This window comes from Dictyobacter halimunensis, assembly GCF_036245075.1.
In genome coordinates, this window is record NZ_BSRI01000002.1 from 951,285 (window position 1) to 973,419 (window position 22,135).

Annotated in this window: 18 protein-coding genes; 7 read left to right on the forward strand and 11 right to left on the reverse strand. The window is 54.5% G+C overall.

Going from position 1 to position 22,135, the window contains the following annotated elements:
- Positions 1-41: 41 nt before the first annotated feature.
- From speB to AABA21_RS18040, 5 genes are all read left to right on the forward strand, one after another.
- Positions 42-917, forward strand: a complete 876-nt coding sequence (gene speB, locus AABA21_RS18020; RefSeq protein ID WP_338252566.1) for an agmatinase — start codon at positions 42-44, stop codon at positions 915-917.
- Positions 918-1,487: 570 nt separating this feature from the next.
- Positions 1,488-2,741: a hypothetical protein gene (locus tag AABA21_RS18025; RefSeq protein ID WP_338252568.1), complete on the forward strand. Its 1,254-nt coding sequence runs from the start codon at positions 1,488-1,490 to the stop codon at positions 2,739-2,741.
- Between the two features lie 116 nt (positions 2,742-2,857).
- Positions 2,858-3,802 (forward strand): radical SAM protein, encoded by a 945-nt coding sequence (locus tag AABA21_RS18030; RefSeq protein WP_338252569.1) that lies wholly within the window; start codon positions 2,858-2,860, stop codon positions 3,800-3,802.
- A 207-nt stretch (positions 3,803-4,009) separates the two neighbouring features.
- Complete coding sequence (locus tag AABA21_RS18035) at positions 4,010-4,999, forward strand: polyprenyl synthetase family protein (protein ID WP_338252571.1); 990 nt, start codon at positions 4,010-4,012, stop codon at positions 4,997-4,999.
- A gap of 14 nt (positions 5,000-5,013) precedes the next feature.
- Positions 5,014-5,763, forward strand: coding sequence for a ubiquinone/menaquinone biosynthesis methyltransferase (locus tag AABA21_RS18040; protein WP_338252573.1), 750 nt, complete (start codon positions 5,014-5,016; stop codon positions 5,761-5,763).
- A gap of 98 nt (positions 5,764-5,861) precedes the next feature.
- Here AABA21_RS18040 and AABA21_RS18045 read toward each other — a convergent pair whose 3' ends face one another.
- The 4 genes from AABA21_RS18045 to AABA21_RS18060 all read right to left on the reverse strand — a co-directional run bounded on the left by AABA21_RS18045 (position 5,862) and on the right by AABA21_RS18060 (position 9,010).
- Positions 5,862-6,257, reverse strand: a complete 396-nt coding sequence (locus AABA21_RS18045) for a hypothetical protein (RefSeq protein ID WP_338252575.1) — start codon at positions 6,255-6,257, stop codon at positions 5,862-5,864.
- 282 nt (positions 6,258-6,539) lie between these two features.
- On the reverse strand, positions 6,540-7,004 hold the full coding sequence (locus AABA21_RS18050; protein WP_338252577.1) for an NUDIX domain-containing protein: 465 nt from the start codon (positions 7,002-7,004) through the stop codon (positions 6,540-6,542).
- Entirely contained in the window at positions 6,988-7,893 is a 906-nt protein-coding gene (locus AABA21_RS18055) for a P-loop NTPase (RefSeq protein ID WP_338252579.1), read from the reverse strand. The genes AABA21_RS18050 and AABA21_RS18055 overlap by 17 nt, the downstream gene beginning before the upstream one ends.
- 370 nt (positions 7,894-8,263) lie before the next feature.
- The gene (locus AABA21_RS18060; RefSeq protein ID WP_338252582.1) at positions 8,264-9,010 is read right to left on the reverse strand and encodes a YceI family protein; all 747 of its coding nucleotides are present in this window, start codon (positions 9,008-9,010) and stop codon (positions 8,264-8,266) included.
- Between the two features lie 213 nt (positions 9,011-9,223).
- Between AABA21_RS18060 and AABA21_RS18065 the strand changes: the two genes are divergently transcribed.
- Positions 9,224-9,724, forward strand: coding sequence for a redoxin domain-containing protein (locus AABA21_RS18065; RefSeq protein WP_338252584.1), 501 nt, complete (start codon positions 9,224-9,226; stop codon positions 9,722-9,724).
- A gap of 128 nt (positions 9,725-9,852) precedes the next feature.
- The gene (locus AABA21_RS18070) at positions 9,853-11,088 is read left to right on the forward strand and encodes a trans-sulfuration enzyme family protein (protein WP_338252586.1); all 1,236 of its coding nucleotides are present in this window, start codon (positions 9,853-9,855) and stop codon (positions 11,086-11,088) included.
- A 180-nt stretch (positions 11,089-11,268) separates the two neighbouring features.
- On the opposite strand, the gene AABA21_RS18075 is transcribed toward AABA21_RS18070, so the two are convergent.
- The 7 genes from AABA21_RS18075 to AABA21_RS18105 form a co-directional block, all read right to left on the reverse strand.
- Positions 11,269-12,267: a BON domain-containing protein gene (locus tag AABA21_RS18075; protein ID WP_338252587.1), complete on the reverse strand. Its 999-nt coding sequence runs from the start codon at positions 12,265-12,267 to the stop codon at positions 11,269-11,271.
- 199 nt (positions 12,268-12,466) lie between these two features.
- Positions 12,467-13,849, reverse strand: a complete 1,383-nt coding sequence (locus AABA21_RS18080) for a glycoside hydrolase family 1 protein (protein ID WP_338252589.1) — start codon at positions 13,847-13,849, stop codon at positions 12,467-12,469.
- 165 nt (positions 13,850-14,014) lie between these two features.
- On the reverse strand, positions 14,015-16,423 hold the full coding sequence (locus AABA21_RS18085; RefSeq protein ID WP_338252591.1) for an FAD-dependent oxidoreductase: 2,409 nt from the start codon (positions 16,421-16,423) through the stop codon (positions 14,015-14,017).
- Positions 16,424-16,687: 264 nt separating this feature from the next.
- Positions 16,688-19,096, reverse strand: coding sequence for an FAD-dependent oxidoreductase (locus tag AABA21_RS18090; protein ID WP_338252593.1), 2,409 nt, complete (start codon positions 19,094-19,096; stop codon positions 16,688-16,690).
- Between the two features lie 34 nt (positions 19,097-19,130).
- Positions 19,131-20,459, reverse strand: a complete 1,329-nt coding sequence (locus AABA21_RS18095; protein WP_338252595.1) for a complex I 51 kDa subunit family protein — start codon at positions 20,457-20,459, stop codon at positions 19,131-19,133.
- Positions 20,452-21,192 carry a hypothetical protein gene (locus AABA21_RS18100; protein ID WP_338252597.1) on the reverse strand — a complete coding sequence of 247 codons (741 nt, stop codon included), beginning with the start codon at positions 21,190-21,192 and terminating at the stop codon, positions 20,452-20,454. Before AABA21_RS18100 ends, AABA21_RS18095 begins: the two co-directional genes overlap by 8 nt.
- A gap of 3 nt (positions 21,193-21,195) precedes the next feature.
- Positions 21,196-21,729, reverse strand: a complete 534-nt coding sequence (locus AABA21_RS18105; RefSeq protein ID WP_420917199.1) for an NADH-quinone oxidoreductase subunit B — start codon at positions 21,727-21,729, stop codon at positions 21,196-21,198.
- Positions 21,730-22,135: the final 406 nt, after the last annotated feature.

Below are 22,135 nucleotides of genomic sequence, written 5' to 3' on the forward strand. Positions count from 1 at the left end.
CAATTCATATGTATGTATAAAAAAATAGAGGACTGTTTTCCATGGAACATGATGGGTTGATCAGCCAGTTTGGAGCCCCCGATGCTCCACATTGTAATCCAGAAACGGCGCGCATTGCGATTATTCCGGCTCCTTTAGAATATAGCGTTTGCTATATGGAAGGGACCCGTATGGGTCCGCAGGCTATTTTAAATGCTTCCAGCCAGATGGAGCTCTATGATGAAGAGCTGGACTGCTGTCCGATCGAGGCGGGCGTCTATACCTACCCGGTACTTGACTATACAGGAATGAGTCATGAGCAGGCTTTGCGGACCACGGGAGACGCGGTACGACAGGCGCTGGCTCAGGGTCAGATTCCGCTTACGCTGGGCGGGGAGCATTCTTTGTCGGCCCCGGTGATCGCGGCTGTGCATGAACGGTATCCCGATCTAACGGTGGTGCACATCGACGCCCATGGTGATCTACGCGATGAGTATGAGGGCACGCCGCTCTCGCATGCCTCGATCGAGCGGCGCGTGGTAGATATGGGCATCCCACTGCTAGAGATCGGCATTCGCAGCTTCAGCCCCGAAGAAGCCGATTTCATGAAGGCGAAACCCGACGTAGCGGTGGTCTGGGCCTATCAGATGGCTAGAGGACTGGCCCGCATCCCCTGGGAGCGCCTGGGCAAGCACACCTACGTCACCATCGACCTGGATGCCATCGACCCCAGCGAGATGCCGGCCGTGGGGACTCCCGAGCCAGGGGGATTGAACTGGTACCAGGTGCTCGATCTGTTCCAGGAGATCTGCCGGCGCACCACGATTGTGGGCATGGATGTGGTTGAGTTGTGCCCAATGGAAGGGCAGACGCGCGCCGACTTTCTGGCCGCCAAGCTGGTGTATAAAATGATCGGCTACCGCCTGTTTACGAAATAAGTCCTCACAAAATCTTCTCTCGTGCAGTGCCGCCTGCGGGGGCACTGCACGAGAACTCGAGTATGCTGGTTCAGCGGGGCTGGCCGCCCTGCTGAACCAGCATACTCGAGTTCTCGGATGTTTAAAAAAAAGAGGCTGAATCGGCTTGCAGGCGGCTGCGTCTAGCCACCGCGACCATCTCATTACCACCGCTAAAGTGAGCCATGGTAGAGTAGTAGAAAGATCGAAAGTTGTGGTATACTAACAAGGACGCGTCCCACAATATCTGGCAAAACGGAGCGCAGCGCGTCAACGTATTCCAAGTAGGCGCGGAACGACCGACGGGAGGAAGGTTCCAGCAGGATCTTGCCGATCAGTCCACTACTTTTAGCACATCCCCAATAAGCATAACATTTAATCAGGTGAGCAAAGGCGCTAGACATAAGCAGGAAGGATGCGCTGCATCGTCTTCGACCAAAAGAAACTCGAAGAAACTCATTGACGTATACATAGGGTGCCAGATGCGCCTGGCTAGCCACGCAGGTGGCAATTCTGATTGCTTTTAACACAAGCCTGACTTTGAAAGGAAACATGACCAGAGAATTCAATAACCAGAGACGAAGTGGTTCACGTCCACCATTTCGTAATTCATCCTCCAGCCGATATAATGACGAACGATCTTCACGTCCAGCTCGGCCTCGCCTCAACCGAGAAATGGTAGATCGTGCCTGGGAGAATGGCGCCAGCCGTACGCACGCGGATTACCATCCACGCAGTTCTAATGGGTCATCACAGTCCCCCCGAAATAACTGGCGCAACAACAACAGCAGCAACAATAATAACCATCGTTCCGGTGACAATTCCTCCCACTATACGCAGGGCAACCGCAGACCCTATGGACAGGGCAACTACGAGAACAGGAATGCTCAGCGCGTTGAGCGCCCCTATGGCAATCAGCAGGGGCCACGCTCACGGAACTTTGCGGCCAATACTCCTCGCTCCGATGACTTTAATGACGAGAGACCTGGCTATGGCTCACAGCGCAGCTATGGCAATAATCCCTCTTTCGGCCAGCGCGGACGACAGCAGGGCAATCGCGCTCCACAATCACATGGATACGGTGCCCGTGGTCAGCAGCAACAGGGCAATCGCGCTCCACAATCACATGGATATGGTGCCCGTGGTCAGCAGCAACAGGGCAATCGCGCTCCACAGTCACGTGGATACGGTGCCCGTGGTCAGCAACAGGGAAACTTCACACCCGGCACCCGTGGAGCGGCGCGCCATGAGCGCCCCGAGCTTGATCCACGTACCAATCCGCGCCGCAATTTCCAGCCACGTGAGGCGGTGAAACGTCCACCTAATCCTCGCTGGCTGAGCCGCCCAGAAGTGCGACAGGCCCGCGAAGAGCAGCGCCAGAAAGAGTACATGCAACAATTTGAGGGCGATTACGAACAGTTCGATGACGATGAGGCTCCTCAAATTCATTCGGCCGACGAACGTGCTCCACGCGGTGCTCGTCCACGTTTCGAGCAGCCTGAAGAAAAACATGTGACCCGGCTTCCTAACGGGCGCGTCTTAAAGGGATCGCGACCGGAGCAGCGGCGAAACGCGCAGTTCTGGACGGAGATTGATGAGGGCGCGGATAAATTGGTCGAGCAAGTCAAAACCGATGAAGATGAGTCCGATCAGGCGCCATCTTCAAAACCCGGCAGATCGGCATCCGCCAACCGAACGCCACGGCGAGGGGCGGCGCGAAGCAAAAAGGGGCAGAAAGCCAGCAATCCACGCTCCAGTGGTCCAAAGCCTTCTGAAAAGGGCTTCAAGTGGCCATCGCAGCAGTAGAGTGTAACATTTGACAATCTTTTAGTATTCAAGGATGTGTCCAGTTCATGAACTGGACACATTTTATGAACAGCAACGATGCGTACCCAGCTTAGGAAGGTACCGGAGTAGCTAGCATGTCTTATCCAAGCTATCTCAAACTTTATGAAACAGGGGAATTGGCCGAACGAGCAGCCACCGCCTGGGAGGTCCTGCGCCATTGCACGATCTGCCCGCAGAATTGCCGCTGCGACCGCACAGCGGGCAAAACAGGAGTCTGCCATTCTGGGACGGAAGCTATCGTGGCTTCATGGAACGTCCATCGCCGTGAAGAACCTCCCATCAGTGGCACACGCGGAGCCGGCACGATCTTCTTTGGCTATTGCCAGGCGCGCTGTACTTATTGCCAGAACTTCTCACTCAGCCAGGGTGGTCTGGGGCATCGCGTGGGACCAGAACGTCTGGCCGACATGATGCTCTATTTGCAGAAGAAGCGTTGCCACAACCTGGACCTGGTCACACCAACGCACTTTGTGCCGCAGATTCTGGCGGCGCTGGTGATCGCCTGTGAGAAGGGACTACGCTTACCCCTGGTTTACAACTGCGCGGGCTACGAAAATCTGGAAACCTTGAAATTGTTAGATGGTGTAGTGGATGTTTATCTGCCCGATGCCAAATATTCTGATAATAAGAAAGCGCTACGGACCTCCAAGATGCCGCGCTATGTTGATCACAACCAGGCATCTCTACGCGAGATGTATCGCCAGGTGGGTCCACTCGAAGTTGATGACGAAGGTATCGCGCGTCGGGGCATCCTGATTCGACACCTGGTCATGCCTGAAGATGTTTCAGGGACACGCGAGGTGCTGCGCTGGATCGCGGAAGAACTAGGACCCGATACCCCGGTCAGCCTGATGGACCAGTATTTCCCAGCCTGGAAGGCGGTCAATGATCCAGTTCTTAACCGCCGCCTATCGTGGGCGGAATACAAAACAGCCCTGGATGCCCTGGATGAATTTAACTTTACCGCGGGATTCGTCCAGGAGGATCTGGTTGAGGTAGATACAACATCTGATACGTAATAAAGATAAGGGCAGTGCTGGGTGGCGCTTATTAGAACCTTCCAGCATGCCCTGTCCACAATGGACTCGGCACGTTATAATCTGTAGGGAAAAACTACATGCCTCATGATGAGTAAGTAGTGGAAGTCGTAAGGTTATATACTATCCGTCGATATGCCGGATGACACCTGGTGACGTGCCAGAAGACATGCAAAATGGAGAACCCTTATGAACACTACGGCCACGTTGAGCCGCATATTCGCAGGCATCCAGCCTGAACTAGATCAGGTGGATGCTCTCTTTCAAGAAAGAGCAACGTCAGGATTGGCAATCCTTAATTCTGCTTCGATGCATGCGCTTGCATCTCCCGGCAAGCGTCTGCGAACAGCATTGACCTTGCTCGCGGGAAAACTCAATCATTATGACTTCGGGAAATTGCTAAAGCTAAGTGTAGCCTTTGAGATGGTTCATCTGGCAACCTTGATCCACGATGATATCATCGATGAGGCCGAGACGCGCCGTGGCAATCCCACCGTCAATGCATTATGGGGGGATAAAATCGCGATCCTGCTGGGCGACTATTACCTGGCCAAAACATCCGGCTTGATCGCTGAAATCGAGAGTCCACGCATCGATCGTTTGTTCGCCGATACCGTGGCCACGGTCTGTGAAGGTACCATTTTGGAAATGATGACGTCTGGTCGAGCGGACCTGACGGTCGAAACCTACTTTGAGAAAATCAAAAACAAAACCGCCTGTTTGATTGCGGCCTGCTCCAAAGGCGGCGCCATCCTCAGCGATGCAACCGATGAGCAGGTTGACCTGCTGCATTCATATGGCTTAAACCTGGGCATTGCATTCCAGATCATTGATGATATCCTCGACTATACTGAAGATCAATCAACCATCGGCAAACCGGCCGGCAATGATCTGCGTCAGGGTATGGTGACGCTGCCCCTGATCTACGCGCTTCAGGGAGCATCCCAGAATGGGCATCAGCAACAGATCCAGACGTTACTCAATAGCGATAAGCATGAGGAAAAAGATATTCTAGAAGTAGTGGACTGGGTTACCCATAGCTATGGAGTAGAGCAGTCTCTGCAAGAGGCCCAGAATTTTGGCAGGAAGGCGCGTGAGGCCTTGCATCATTTCCCAGCCTCACCCGATCGTGATGTGCTGGATGAGCTGATCGATTTCGTCGTCAGCCGCAAACGTTAATGGATAAGTAAAGAATGAAGACAAATTTTGCCTTAGAAGAGAAGTTCCGTGAAGTCGGGGGCAAACGCCCCTATGTACAGCGTCTGTTTGGACGTATCGCCGGTATATATGACCTCATGAACAGGTTGATGAGCCTGGGACTGGATAGCTACTGGCGCCGCCGGGCCGCGCGCTACCTGGCGCTGGGCACCGGAGAGACCGGACTGGATCTGGGAGCCGGTACGGCAGACCTGGCGATCACGATCATCAAACAGGCCGGTCCGGGCACGAAAATGATCGGCATGGATATCACCCCGGAAATGCTCGATGAGGGCCGTCGCAAACTGGTCCGGATGGGACTACAGGATCAGATCGAACTGCGCGTTGGGGACGCAGAGCATATCGATCTTCCTGATAATAGCGTCGATGGCTGCTGCTCGGCCTTTATGGTGCGCAACCTGTCAGATATCCGCCAGGGATTCGCCGAGATGTTACGCGTTGTGCGCCCCGGTGGTCGCGTCGTCTGCCTGGAGATCAGCCATCCCCCTGGCAAGTTCTTTGGGACGCTTTTCTATCTCTACTTCTATAAACTGGCCCCGCTCTTCGGGACGATCATTGGCAAAGCATTTGAGGAATATAACTATCTGCCCAATTCCCTGACGACCTTCCCCAAAGCCCCCGCTTTACAGGAAATTATGGAAGAGGTAGGCTGGAGTGATGTTCGCTACTACTATCTCAATGGCGGCATTGTGGCCATTCACGTGGGGACAAAGGCTGAAAAATAATTTTATGGGTACAGATGGAGATCGCTAGCATGCTGGTCTTATATCTTTCTACGAGCACCTTCTTTCCTGCTAGCATCTCCATTCGCTGTGGATGATCCTTACCCCCTCCTGCGTCCGATCGAGCTCATATCCCCCATAAAACTTTCAAGCGATTTCGCCAGATCGTGTAGCTGGGCTGCCTCTGCCATTGAGATCTCGTGGCCGGCTTTAGCGACCCGGTAGAGGAGTTGCACGGCCGATGGTCTGCTGGCCGCGGCCTCCGGCGTCTGCGCTCCCAGCAATGATGCACGCATAGCATCAACGTTGGCGTTGACCTGTTCCAGCTCGGAAACATCGATAAAACCCACCGGCTTCGGAATCGATCCCTGCCCCGATCCGTGGCTGGCCTCCCACAGGCGCCGCTCCCTCCGGCCGGCCGCGCAATAACAAAAACGTGGCTGCTCCGATTCAGAGTCCAATACGCCACTATCTTCACAAATTGGACAAATAGGCATTGCTGATCACTCCTTGCTCATCCCAATTCAGCTTGTTTTGTACTTCTTACTATATCATAATCGCTGCTGGCGCTGTGAATACAGGCAGGATACCTGATCCCTGCCCCAACAGAGAGTTGCGCACCCCCTTTCGGGCGTCCGCATACGCGGCCGCCTTTATTTTTTAGGAGTTGGTGCATTGCACCAACTCCTAAAAAATCTGTGAGCGCCGTAGGCGCGTAGTGTCAGGGGCCGGAGGCACAAATCTTCGCATTCAAAACAAAGAAAAACGCTCAGGCACGATCAAGAGAGAGATTGGCGGCCGCTCAAATAATCCTTGAGCATATGCTCACAATCAAAGGCCATGTGGCCCAGAACGGCCTCTGGCTCACGCCAGCAGGCCTTCCCTTCGCCCGAGTCATGCTGGGTCCCCCCGGTAATATGACCGCGATAGGCAATTGAGACGGCGCGAAAACGCGGATCGCGATCAACGGCGGAGTAAACTCCAATCAGGCCAGTAATCGCTATATTATAGCCCGTTTCTTCGCTAGCCTCGCGCCGCACACATTCTTCCAGCGTCTCTCTATAGCGCACGATTCCGCCGGGAATGGTATATCCCATTCCATCACTACGATCGACCAGCAAAACTTTACCATCCTGCTCAATAATGACGCAGGCACTGAGTATAGGAGAGATCTGCCCCAACGTCAGGAGCGCGATCAATCGAAAAATAATGCCAGCCAGCAGCCCCTTAAGCTTCTCTTTCATCAGAATCCTCTTCTCTATCTGGCTCTTGTTCCGTTTCGCTGTCGGCGTCCTGGGCGTGTTGTAACAAAGTCATACGCTGCACAATCTGCGCAGAAATATCTGAGAAGACCATGGCCACAGGAGAATCCGCCAGGCTTACGACAATTGGATATCCTTTATCACCATTAGTTACAGCAACAGGATCTAAAGGGATGCGTCCAAGCAAGGGTAGGTCGTCTAACTGGGCCCGAGGCTCGGCACTGGAGGGGAAAATTTCAACCATCTGACCACAATGGGGACAGAGCAATCCAGCCATATTCTGAACTACCCCCAGAATCGGCACAGACATGCGCTGAAACATGGTCACCGCTTTAGCCGTATCGATGCGCGCGATATCCTGCGGGGTCGTTACCAGGAGTGCGCCAGACAATTCAAATTCACGGCACAGGGTGGCCTGTGGCTCGCTGGTGCCCGGTGGGAGGTCAATAATCAGGTAATCCAATTCGCCCCAATTCACAGAAAAGAGCAACTGGCGCATAAGCATGCCCAGAGCATCGGGTAAAGGTGCCACAGCCTGTTCTTCACCAATGAAGAAACCGACCGACATCAACTTGACGCCGTAGCGCAGCAGGGGCTGGATCTTTTTCTCGGCCGCCAGGTCTCTCCGCTCGGCCAGGGGCAAGATAGCCTCACTTTTGGCGCCCACCCGCTTGCGTACCCCAACCATCATCGGGATGCTGGGCCCATATGCATCACCATCCAGCAATCCCACGCGCGCCCCCGTTTTAGCCAGAGAGATCGCCAGATTCACACTTACCGTCGATTTACCAACGCCACCCTTACCACTCCCCACCACCAGAACAGCGCCAATATGTTCCAGGCGCTCACGTCGTGATCGTTGATGCATCATCCCTCCCCAAAAATATAAAAAAACCTTGCCTGTTCAAATGTTAGTATAAGAATAATTTATGCATTTGACAAGCTTTCGCGACGAATCAAGCAGGGCTCAGGTGCCAGTAAACGATGTTTTACGGCACACAAAGTGTCAAACTCTCCTCGTATTAGGACACACAAACGCCCCCTTTCGGGCATTCACCAGAGCGACCTCACTGTTTTTTGTGGTGGTACAACGGGAGCGCATTCGCACTCCCGTTGTACCACCACAAAAAACATATGGAGATGCCTGCGTTCCCCACGCCCGCCAGCAAGAGAAGTGTCTGACACGCAACACAAAGATCCAGAAATACTCCATTTTTCTGGATCTTTGTGTTGCCATGCTACTACTTTTCTTGCGCAAGGAAAGCGATGGTTACCAGAACTTTGTCCTGGGCAATGGCGATATTAGCCAGATTCGGTGGTTGAATATCAAAATCTGTCATCAGGAGCGTGGTGGTGGCGGTCCCGCTAATGGTTTTATCGATCAGTTTGCCACTAACGGCGAATGTCTCCTGATGGGTCTTTCCGTGCATGGTGAGACTACCTGGTAGCTGGAATGAAAGCGACTGCCCGTTGCTATAGTGGGCGGGCATCCCCTGAGCACAGGTTGAGGAAAAATCCGCGTTTGGATATTGATTGGTCTCCAACGCCCGATTGCGCACAAAGCGATCGCGCATCGGTTCATCGGTCTGCAAGGTACTCAGGTTAACGGTCAAATGAAGGGAAGTGACCTGGGGAACTGGAACGGTACTGATCTTAAAACTTCCAGTCACACCCTGGGTCTTACCAACGGCATCGGTACTTGGCAGGTCGCGCAAGATCAGGTTCTCGTGCACCTTATAGCTGGCCGTCGACTGGCCGGGGACAATGCTAAAGTTGCGCAGGCCTCCAGTATCTGGCGCTATACATTTTGTCGTAGACACGACAGTTTTCGTCGTAGATACAACAGTTCTCTTCTCAGACACGACATGTCCGGATGGCTTCGGTGGTGCATTCACCCGGCTGGCAGCGTAAAAACTATACCCCCCAATCGCTATAAGTACCGCGGCCCCAATCACCAGCATCGTAATTATAAACACACTACGTCTCATATATCATCCTCCACCCAAAATTATCCAATACGATCTGCTGCAGATATTATACCTTACGTATCAATAAAATATCCTTTTCGCACGAGAACATGGCGTGGAGACAAGAGAATATAGACCATCTAGCTATATGAAGAGGCCAGAAGATACTATATAATAAGAAACAAGATCGACAAACTCTACCCGGTCCATTTCACTACTTTTTAAGGGGAGATAATGTCAAATACAGAACAATCGCATGCTCCCGTTCTGGAAGCGGGACAGATTATCCCTGCATTTACGCTTCCCGGCGCCGATGGCATGCCACATAGTCCATGGGATTATAAGCAGCGCGACCACCTGGTGCTGCTCTTTGTGCCCGGTGGCGCCAGCAGTGAGGTGCACTCCCTGCTGCGCACCTACGCACAGCACTATGCCGAGTTCCGTGAGGAGCAGTGCGCTCTCCTGGCGATCACGCCAGATCCCGTTTTTAAAAATCTACAGACACAGGAAGAATTACGCCTGCCGTTTGCATTGCTCTCTGATGCGCAGGGAAAAGTCGTCGCACGCTATACACAATGGGATGCGAACACCCATGAGTTGGCGCCGTGCATCGTGCTGGCTGATCGTTATAGCGCCCTCTATCAACGCTGGCTGGCCCCGACCATTGCCGGGTTGCCCCCGGTACAGGAGTTGCTGGATAGCTTACAATATCTTAATAAGCTCTGCACCCCGTAAAAAAGGCGATCAAATTCATGGCTGTGCGCAGTCCTATCTGGTAAAGTTTGCTCGCTCCACGTACCTCTTGTGGTCGGTAGGTAGATGATAGTCGATATTTATTTTCGTCAATACATGAAAGGATATCTATGACGCAGCAGAATACACCACAGCCTTCTGATTGGAATCTGGAAACACTCCTGGTCCATGGTGGACGCAACAAAGCTCCAACCACTGGCGGGGGGGGACAATCAACGGTACTCCCCATTTACGCCAGCACCACCTATACCCATGAAAACATCGAGGCGTTAGACCAGGCATTTAGCGGCAAAACCCAGGATGGAGGACCGGCCTATGTCTATGCTCGTCAGGGAAATCCAAATGCCTACGGCTTTGAGAGCGCGATGGCGCAGATCGAGGGTGGCGTGGGAGCGATCGCCTTCGGTTCGGGTATGGCCGCCATCCATGCCTCGCTCCTGGCGGCTGGCCTGACCAGCGGCACAAAAATAGTGGTTTCCAGGGATCTCTATGGCCCGACCGTTACGCTGCTGCGTAAGCTGTTCTCTACTGTCGGGATGCAGCTGGTCCTGGCCGATTTTTGCCAGCCTGCCATCTATGATCTGCTGCGCGAGGAAGAGCCAGATGTCATTTACGTCGAAACCATCTCTAATCCGTTAACCAGGATTGTGGATCTGGATGCGATCAGCGCCGTTGCCCGCGAGATCGGCGCGGTTACCATTGTTGATAGCACCTTCAGTACTCCCTACCTGACCAGGCCCATCGAACATGGCTTCGACCTGGTACTGCATAGTGCGACCAAATACATCAGTGGACACGGCGATAGCACGGGCGGCATTGTGATCAGCGCCAAAAACACACTGTTCAACCAGCTCCGCGACTATAGCAACCTGCTCGGCGCCATGCTCAGTCCCTTTGAGGCTCATTTGATGCTGCGCGGCCTGCGCACGCTGGCATTGCGTGTAGAGCGCCAGTGTAGCAACGCGTTACAGGTGGCACAATTCTTACAACAGCACCCGGCCGTTGCCCACGTGCATTATCCGGGCCTCACCAGCCACCCCTCGCACGAACTGGCCAGCCGTCTGATGGATCATGAACAATTCGGCGCCCTGCTCTCATTTGAGCTCAAGGATCAGTCGCGTGACGCTGTATTCCGCTTTATCAACAAGCTCCAGCTCTGTCTCTCGGCCACCTCGCTTGGCGATGTCTTTACGCTGGTCAGCTATCCACCCATCTCATCGCACCGCACACTACAGCCCAAAGAATTACAGGATATGGGTATCAGTGAAGGATGTATCCGCTTGTCGGTTGGCATTGAGAATGCCAGCGATATTATCAAAGATTTAAAACAGGCGTTGGACGCCTGATAGAGTTATATGCAGACGCTGGTACAGTACAAAAAAAGCGAGCTGAGCTCGCTTTTTTTGTACTGTACCAGCGTCTGTATACAGCCTCGCGGCCACATACGCGGACGGGCAAGGGGGCGCGGTACACAATTCCTTATAAAATGATGATAGCGAATTATAATGTGGGCGCCCGGATAAAGCCTACTTGGTATGACGGATATATCTGCCAGGAACGATATCCTCGCCTTCACCACCGGCGGAAGAGGCCATAACATTTAACAGGTCAGATTTGGAATTGATGATCAAGCCGTTCTCAACCGAACGTACGCCAGGGTAACTACGGGCGATCTTTTCGGCGGCCGCCTTCTGCTCAGCAGTGCGCACAAAGCCGCTCAGCCGTACGGCACCCAGGCGTGGATAAACACCGATCGGCAGATCACGCGTGCGCTCATCTCGTCCTAGCGCCATGGCCAGATCGGCGGCCAGAGTGTCGTCTCCTACCAGGTGATTCTGGATCTCCAGGAGTCCCGGGACACCCGAGGCCTGATCTTCCACCATCTCGCCACGCAGAGAGCTGGAGATATTGCCATCCAGGTAGAGCACACTATCCAGGACACGATTCTTCATACCAGGAAAGTCGATATGAATCGGAGTCATATCATAAATGACATCCTCAACTTCGCGCTGCAGTTCTTCGTCGGTACGATACGGCGGCAGGGTCTGGAAAACTGGCTCAGGCACGTTGATCAAGATCGCTCCGGCGTCAATCTTTGTAAAGTATTGCTGCAGGATCAGCACATCCTGGCCGGACCGCAACGAACGCACCACGATATATGCCAGTTCGCCCGTCTGAGGGTGTGCCGCGACAAGCTTCAATGTACCACGCGAATTTGAGCCGGATTCCTGCACAGTGCTGCGTGCATCCATTAAGGCGCCGGTAGCCTGTGTGGTAGAAGCGTTCAGTTCATCACGCGAAATAGAGAGCGTGATACCGTTACCGGAAGCATCCGTTACCACAGAAAACGGTACGTAGACGGTTTTGCCAAAGAAACGACCGGTTTTCACACCAAGCGAAACGATCCTCTGGCTATTGGGGTCTACACCCAGGTGGGAGAGCGTTCCATCTTCGCCATCGGCGCAAAATACCTTGCCGCCAAAGTGGAACTTCTCCATTTCAGAAATGGGAGATGATTTGTCCATCTATCGATCTAACCTCAACTTGCATACTCAAAACGACGCGGCCAGACAGAAATCAGGCGCTGCCGTTGTACTAGAAAGAGTGTAGCACTTTCTACTTGTGAATGACAAGATGCCCTGTGATACGCTCCCATCTATGCCTCTGCTAGCCTCACTTGTAGTACGCAAGACAGGGAGGTGACGCACAGCATTAGATGCGGAATCAAACAGGTAACCGGCGACCATGGGTATCGGTGGTACTAAAGATGCTCTTCACCAGTTCGGGGGCATAGCGTTCCACGATACCTTCGGTGATCGCGTTAGCCTGGCAGATCTCACCGAACATGCTGGCGCTGCGGCGCGGTGTCCGCCGCTGGGTCATAGGATCAAGCTCGATCAGGCCAAAGCGCGCATACCATCCATCGTTCCATTCAAAGTTATCGACCAGCGTCCAGTGGAAATAGCCGCGCACCGGAATCCCATCCTGAATAGCGCGATGTAAGACGGCCAGGTGGGCCAGCAGGGCCGCCGGACGGCGATCATCCTGCCGATCATTAAAGCCATTCTCGGTAATATACAGCGGCTTATTCCCACGCGTGCGCTGATAGATAGTCTTCAGAACCCGATAGAGTCCCCATGGATAGATCTCACCAAAGCTATCTGAGGGACCATCATCATTGCGCACAGAACCGGGACGAACAAAACGGCGTACGAAAGCATCGGCAGGCCTGAGAGGATCGAAGCGAACCATTTCACGCGTATAATAATTCACCCCGTGATAATCCCTGGCACCGGCGGCATGGGGTATGGAAGCCAGCACCTGATTGGCAGGAAAAGTGAAGCGTCCCGTCTCGCCAGCCTGCAATGGCGCCCAGGTAAACATGCGCTCGTGAACCGAGGCGGCGCTACGATCAAGCGGGGACAGGGGATTGGCGGGATCAAAGAGACGATAGTGCAGACAGTAGCCGATCTGTGCCTGCGGTTGAATGCCGCGAATGGCGTAAAATGCTTCAACATGGGCCTGCATCAGGTTGCGCAACACCTGAAACGTGCGCACCACATCTTTCTCGCCCGGTGGGAAGACGCCCTGCAGGTATCCCTGGAACGCATAGACATTGGGCTCATTGAGCGTAATCCAGAACGAGCAGATATCTTTCAGGGTCGCCACAACGTGACGGACAAAGCGGATAAAGAAGCGCACATTCTCTTCATGCGCGAAGCCGCCGCGCTCGGTAAACCAGAGAGGATCGGTAAAGTGATGCAGGGTCACAACGGGGGCCAGGTGCAGCCGGCGTAGATCCAGTAGCATAGCACGATAGCGCTCCAGGGCCGCGCCATCCCATTGCCCCTCTACAGGCTCAATGCGGCTCCATTCCAGGCTGAGCCGTAGCGCGTTATTCTCCATCTGCTCAGCCAGCAAAAAATCATGTTCCGCATGCCCCCACCAATCCGCCGCCTGGCCACAAGTATCACCACTGAGGATATGCCCTTCTTGCTCCCAGCGATACCACTGGTTATTTGTATTTCCCCCTTCACACTGATAGGCAGCCGAGGCGGTCCCCCATAAAAATCCCTCGGGGAAACGTAATACATACTGTTGGCTCATCGCTTTCTCCGTCTACATGCCCGATATCGAATAGTATCTCCATTGTAACACGAACGGCAGAAAGGTTAGGACGAGATATATATCAGAGGTAATAGAAGGGTGGCTATGTTCCTCGCCATCTGGCAAGGAACATAGCCACCCTTCTATTACCTCTAAAACATCTGATTAGTCGCGGATGGTGCGGGCGGGCAGCGGACGCACCAGCGGGCTCATGACCGGCAGGTCCTTCTTGCCGCGTGGCAGGCGCTGGCGCACCAGGTAGTTGGGTGCGTTGGCCAGATCGTTCTTCTCTAGCGTCACATCTTCACCAAAGCGATTGAAGAAGGAGAGCTCGAAGTTCGGCGTCTCTCCCAGCGCTCCGTGCGGGCACACCTCGACGCAGTCACCGCAGAAGATACAACGATCGAGCGCAAAGGCATAGCGCGACAGATTGCGCTCGGCCATCATCAGCGAGCCGGTCGGACACACCTGGACACAGGCGCCACAGGAGACGCAGTCCGTGTCGTGCAGGGTGACGTTGAAGGGCGTCGAGACGATGGTATCGAAGCCTTTGCCGAACATGCCATAGCAATCCGGACCGATCACATCATGGCAGACGCGTACGCACTGCGTACAGTTGATGCACTTGTTGGGATCGCGCAGGATGAAGCTGTGCGACAGATCGGTCTCGTAGTCATGGTAGTCGCTGGGCTCCCCATCGTGGAAGCGGTTATCGGCCAGGCCATGCTCGATACTGTAGCGCTGCAGATCGCACTGTCCGGCGGCCGGGCAGGCGCACTGCAGACAGCGGGACGCCTCGCGCTGGGCCTGCTCCTGCAGGTACCCCATTTCGATGAGGGCGAAGCTCTTCTCGCGCTTGTCGTAAGGCAGCATGGGCATCTTGACCTTGGGCTCGACCGGCTTGTAGGGCACGATATCGAACAGGTCGGGACGGCGCTCCTCCAGCTCCAGGCGACGCGCTACCTCATTCATATCCTCACCCATCAGATAGGAGTGGATCGAACGAGCCCCCAGTTTACCCTGAGCCACGCACTCGATGATCGTACTGGCGCCCAACTGGCAGTCACCACCGGCGAAGACGCCCTGGCGATCCGTCATAAAGTTGTGCGGATTGGTCTGGACCGTCTTCCACTTGCTCCACTTGATACCAGAAGATTCATTAATAACACCGATGTCGACAGCCTGGCCGACCGCCGGGATGACCGTGTTGCAGGTGATGGTGAATTCGGAGCCGGGAATAGGGACCGGGCGACGGCGGCCGCTGGCATCGGGCTCTCCCTGTTTGGTGCGCTGGTATTCAATGCCGACCACCTTTCCGTCCTCTTCCAGGATACGCTGTTGGGCCGAGCGCACCTGCAGATGCGTCCCTTCCGCGATGCCGTCCTCAACCTCCTCCATTGTGGCAGTCATATCGGCACGGGTACGATAGTAGGTGGTATGTACAGTTGCGCCCAGGCGCAGCGAGGTGCGGGTGCAGTCAAAGGTGGTAAAGCCACCACCGATCACCACCACCTCGTCGCCCTCTTTGACCGGTACCGGCTTCCCCTCAACCTTATCATAGAGGAACTTGATGGCGTTCACCACACCCTCGGCATCTTCACCCGGCACGCGCATCAACTTACTGGTCCAGCAACCAATAGCGATGTAGACGGCATCAAAGCCCTGAGCCAGCAAGTCATCAACATCGAAGTCACGACCCAGCTTCACATTCGACTGCAGGTCCACCCCGAGCTGCCAGACATGCTCTAGCTCGCGATCCATCATATCCTTGGGCAAGCGATACTCGGGGATGCCATAGCGCAGCATCCCTCCCGGCTGCGGCTGCATATCAAAGATCTTACAGTAGTGTCCGCGCAAGGCCAGATAGTAGGCGCAGGAAAGTCCGGCCGGACCCGCACCAATGATAGCCACCTTCTTGCCGGTCGGAGGGTCTTGCACATAGGGCATAGGCGCGTCCAGCAGGCAGGTCTCGGCGGCATGACCATGCATGCGGCAGATGGCGATCTCTTCATCCACCAGCATACGGCGACAAGCCTTCTGGCAGGGAGCCGGGCAGGTCAAGCCCAGAACAAACGGGAACGGCAGCACCTCTTTGACCAGGCGGGCCGCCTCTTTCATCGCGCCCTGCGCAATCAACTCCAGGTATCCAGGGATATCGATGTGTGTTGGACAATCGACCTGACAGGGTGGCTGACAATAAGCGTTGTGATCGGAGAGCATCACCTCCAGGTTGGTGCGGCGCAGATGAAATAGTTCATCGGAAGTGGTCGTTACGACCATATTGGGAGAAACGGGGGTGTTACAAGAGGGCAGGGGTCGCTCGATACCTTCAATATGCACCAGGCACATGCGGCAGGCCGAGGTCGGCTCCAGCTTCTCATCATTGCACAAATTCGGGATATCCGTAATCCCATTGTCAATGGCCACGCTCAGAATCGTCTGGCCCTCATACGCCTTTAGCACCCTACCATCGATGCTAATTGTTAGACTAGGATGTCCCAGTTCATTGCGCGTCATGGGGACAACTGATTCAGGAGGCGTGAGTGAGAACGTATCGCGTGTCACGATCGTCATAATTCTGCCTCTTTTTCGTAGTTCCTAAAACAGCAGGAAAAACTTCGTTTCAAAGTGTATAATGCAACATACCTATGCTTATGTTACCTCAGAAAGATTAAAACATCCAAGGGCCAAACGACTTTTGTCACCAGTCTCAAATATGCGTTATGCGTTATATTTTGCACTTTCAACGCAGCCACTTGATACCCTCAGACAAAGCGGCAATAAAAAAACCGGACCTTGTTAAAGGTCCGGTTTCCTGTTTCTTAAGCTGCCGCGTAATTAGTCGCGGATGGTGCGAGCGGGCAGCGGACGCACCAGCGGGCTCATGACCGGCAGGTCCTTCTTGCCGCGTGGCAGGCGCTGGCGCACCAGGTAGTTGGGTGCGTTGGCCAGATCGTTCTTCTCCAGCGTCACATCTTCACCAAAGCGATTGAAGAAGGAGAGCTCGAAGTTCGGCGTCTCTCCCAGCGCTCCGTGCGGGCACACCTCGACACAGTCACCGCAGAAGATACAGCGATCGAGCGCAAAGGCATAGCGCGACAGATTGCGCTCGGCCATCATCAGCGAGCCGGTCGGACACACCTGGACACAGGCGCCACAGGAGACGCAGTCCGTGTCGTGCAGGGTGACGTTGAAGGGCGTCGAGACGATGGTATCGAAGCCTTTGCCGAACATGCCATAGCAATCCGGACCGATCACATCATGGCAGACGCGTACGCACTGCGTACAGTTGATGCACTTGTTGGGATCGCGCAGGATGAAGCTGTGCGACAGATCGGTCTCGTAGTCATGGTAGTCGCTGGGCTCCCCATCGTGGAAGCGGTTGTCGGCCAGGCCATGCTCGATACTGTAGCGCTGCAGATCGCACTGTCCGGCGGCCGGGCAGGCGCACTGCAGACAGCGGGACGCCTCGCGCTGGGCCTGCTCCTGCAGGTACCCCATTTCGATGAGGGCGAAGCTCTTCTCGCGCTTGTCGTAAGGCAGCATGGGCATCTTGACCTTGGGCTCGACCGGCTTGTAGGGCACGATATCGAACAGGTCGGGACGGCGCTCCTCCAGCTCCAGGCGACGCGCTACCTCATTCATATCCTCACCCATCAGATAGGAGTGGATTGAACGGGCATTCAGCTTACCCTGAGCGACACCTTCGATAATGGTCTTGGCACCCATCTGACAGTCACCACCGGCGAAGACGCCCTGGCGATCCGTCATGAAGTTGTGGGGATTGGTCTGGATGGTTTTCCACTTGGTCCACTTGATACCGGACGCATCATCGAGCACCTTGGTGTCGACAGCCTGACCGATAGCCGGGATCACAGTATCGCAGTTCAGCACAAACTCTGAACCAGGAACTGGAACCGGACGGCGGCGACCACTGGCATCGGGCTCTCCTAGCTTGTTGCGCTGGAACTCAACGCCGGTGACCTGACCGTTTTCAGAGATCACACGAGTCTGGCTGACATACAGCTGCAGGTGTGTACCCTCAGCCTCACCGTCCTCAACCTCTTCAGTGGTAGCGCCCATCTCGGTGCGGCCACGGCGATACATCGTGTGCACCTTGGCACCAAGACGCAGCGAGGTACGGGTACAGTCGAAAGCGGTGAAACCACCACCGATGACAATAACCTCGTCACCATCTTTCACGGGTACCGGCTTACCTTCAACCTTATCGCCCAGGTAGCGGATAGCGTTCACCACACCCTCGGCATCTTCACCCGGAACACGCAGGTCATTACTGGTCCAACAACCGATAGCCAGGTAGACAGCATCGAAGCCCTGGGCAAACAGGTCATCGATCGTGAAGTCACGACCCAGTTTCACGTTGGCCTGGAAGTCGATCCCCATATCCCACAGTTGCTGGAACTCGCGATCCATCATATCCTTGGGCAAGCGATACTCAGGGATACCATAGCGCAGCATACCGCCAGCCTGGGGCTGCATATCGAACACCTTACAATAGTGCCCACGCAGAGACAGATAATAAGCGGCGGTCAGGCCGGAAGGGCCACCACCAACAACCGCGACTTTCTTGCCGGTTGGGGGATCCTGCACATAGGGCAGGGGTGGATCCAGCAGGCAGGTCTCGGCAGCATAGCCGTGCATACGACAGATGGCGATCTCTTCATCCACCAGCGTGCGGCGGCAGGCCTTCTGACAGGGAGCCGGGCAGGTCAAGCCCAGAACGAACGGGAACGGCAGCACCTCTTTGACCAGGCGTGCAGCTTCCTTCATCGAGCCCTGCGCGATCAGCTCCAAATAGCCAGGGATATCGATGTGTGTTGGACAATCGACCTGACAGGGTGGCTGACAATAGGCATTATGATCGGAGAGCATCATCTCCAGGTTGGTACGGCGCAGATGGAACAATTCATCAGAGTTCGTCGTGACCACCATGCCTGGCTCAGCCGGTGTATTACAGGAAGGTAGAGGACGCTCAACACCTTCGATGTGCACCACACACATACGGCAGGCGGAGGTCGGCTCCAGCTTCTCGTCATTACACAAATTCGGGATATCCGCGATCCCGTTATCAATCGCCACACTCAGGATGGACTGGCCCTGATAAGCTTGCATTGTCTTACCATCGATGGTCAACGTAAAACTGGGATGCCCCACGTCATTACGAACCATTGGAGGCTGCGCTGCCTGAGTCGCTGGTGAGAAATTATCTCGGATTGATATAGCCATGTACTATTCCTTTTCCAAAGGTCCTAGGATTTAACTACGGCAGAACGTGCTTCGTTACGAAACGGTGGGCACGTACCGGAACGCACGTACCGGTAGGGCAACGCAGTTCCTGAATATGCATCGTAAAATGCTCAGGCCAGTATCGCTTGGCGGTCTTTAATGGATTTGTTGCCTGGACGCCAAAGCCACAGAGCGAGCCATTAGGCACATAATCAGCAAATTCATCCAGCACATCGAGATCTCCACCCACACCGAGATCGCTCACGATCCCTTCGAGGATACCTCCGATACGCTTAACACCCAGGCGACAGGGAACACATTTACCACAGGATTCCTTGCTGAGATAGTTGCTGCGCTCCATCGCCCAGGAAACCATGCAGGTATTGGCGGGAAGCAACTCAACAATGCCCGAACCAACGATCGCACCCGCCTCTTCCAGCGGATCAAAATCGTAGGGCGTATCCAGAGAAGCGAAGGGCAGGGCGCCTCCTTCAGCTCCACCAACCACCACCGCGCGTACATCGCTTTCAACGGGATTCAAGCCGGCGTGGGCCAGGATATCACGCAACGTGGCGCCAAATGGGACCTCAACCACCCGAGGCTCGCTGACAGGCGATGCATAGATGGTCAAAACCTTTGTGCCGCCAGACATAGCGGAACCAGCGCTGGCAAACGCGGCCGCACCCTCACGGATAATGTAGGGGACATTCATCAGTGTCTCAACCGAATTGATGGCGGTCGGCTTGTCCCATAGTCCATACTGAGCTGGGAAAGGTGGACGCTGATCAGGCATACCACGACGGCCCTTGATCAAGGCCATCTGCACAGTCTCTTCGCCGCCCATAAAGCCCATCTCTGCTCCCAGGACGGTAATGGTACAGGAGAAGTCGGTATTGAGAATATCGCGTCCGACCAGGTTGGCCTCGGCAACCTCCTGCACCGCCTGCTGAATAGCCTCATTAGCCGCGGCCGCGCTACTGCGGGTGAACAGGTACGCCTCGGTCGCGCCTACTGCATAGGCGGCCAGCAGGATACCCTCAATGGCCTGGTGAGGATTGTGTTCAAGCAGGGTACGCACCGCCAGCGAGCGGCTATCGGCATCGTATGCGTTACAAATAACATATTTCTGGTTATCCTGCGACTGCCGTACGATACGCCATTTCTCGCCGGTTAAGCGACCGGCGCCACCGCGCCCGCGCAATTTTGCATCAATAACTTGCTGGTTCACCTGCTCCGGGGACAATCCACGCAGGGCTTTCTCCAGGGCAGCATAACCGCCATTGGCGCGATACGCCTCTAAAGAACGTACGTCAGCATCAGCTGCACGCCGCAAGACACGATAAGATTGTTCAAAATTAGGCATCTGGCTGCCTCACATGATTAATATTTCCCCAGACACCGCGCTTGCTCGCAGCCAATCCACGTTCCGGTTGGTCATCACGTGTGATGCCTTTAACAGCGGGTGCGGGTTTAAACTTCGGACTCATAGTCGCGATACCGAAGATATCGCTCAGATCAACGCCACGGGCCTGGACGATACGCTTGGCCGCCTGTAATGGAAAGTACCCATAGATATCCATCACTGCATCCAAAAGGCCTGGCAAGGCACCGGCCTCCTGTGACCAGGTTGCCAGCAGGGTATCAACCTTGCTCAAATCGATCTCAGGCTCCAGGTTATCTTTCACCGGCATAGCCACGCAGGGATTGACAGGCTTATTGAAGTAGTCCACCGCGTACTCAGAGATACGCGATTTATAGAAGCCTGCATGCGAAGAACCGGTGGCAGGCGCCAGTTTACGTGGCGTAAACTTTTCTGCCCCATCGCGGATATATGACTTAAACCAGGGGCGATCTTTCCACTCAAGGAGAGGCTCATACTCGATCGTAATGGCACGAGGAGGACAGGCTTTCTCGCAGAGAAGACAGGACTCACATTTAAGGTTGAACTCGGTGTTCAAGCCATCCTGTGCGATTAATTGAATCAAACCACGGCTACGTGGTGGCAGTTTTGGCTTCTCATAAGGATAGAGTCGCGTCACCTTTGGCCGGAACATATGGCTAAAGGTTAGACCCAAACCTTCCAGGATACCACGCATACACTATACCTCGATTTCCTTCTCGCCGCGCACTTTCAAACCCTGTTTGGCAATTTTCTCACGTAACTTCAGAATACCTTCGATCAATGCCTCTGGCCGAGGAGGACATCCAGGCACATACACATCTACGGGCACAATGGTGTCAACGCCCTGAACGGTATAATAGCTATCGTAGAATTCACCGCCAGAGTTGGCGCACTGCCCCATGCTCAGGACCCATTTTGGCTCGGGCATCTGCTCCCAGAGAAGACGAAGGCGCGGACCCATCTTCACCGAAACAGTTCCAGCCACAATCATCAGGTCAGCCTGACGAGGACTGGAGCGAAAGACTTCTGAGCCGAAGCGCGAGAGGTCATATTGACCTGCAGAGGCCGAAGCCATCATTTCGATCGCGCAGCAGGCCAACCCATAGCCCAATGGCCATACCGATTTTGATCGTGCCCAGTTCTGTGCCCATTGCAACATCTCAGCTACGGTCGTAAGCTGAACTGGAAGTTCCTGGTCTCCCGGGACATACTCTTGGGGTCCGGCGGCCATCGATATTGGAATTGGTTTGCGACGACCCGCGGTCTTCCCATTCTCATTTATTTCGCTGCTCATATAAATTTACTCCTAGGCAATGGTTCAGCAGCACCTATTGCTTGGTTTGGATAGTTGTAGGATTCTGTATAAAGACGGGGGCGATGTATATACACTCCATCTGCGACCTATTATAGCACGTTTCACCCAGCCGTGCTATAAACACACTTGCTGACAAGCCTCACCAGCCGTCTTTGTACTGTCGGCCCCTTGTCATACAACTAAACGCTTTGGTAAACTGTGGAGTATGACTTATTTTGAAGCGTCCCGCTGATTCTATCGCAGCAGCGCGTCACTCTATAAGACGTGCGGCCCCTATACTATGGATACGCCCAGGTCAAACCGGGCGCTTCAAAGCTTCTAT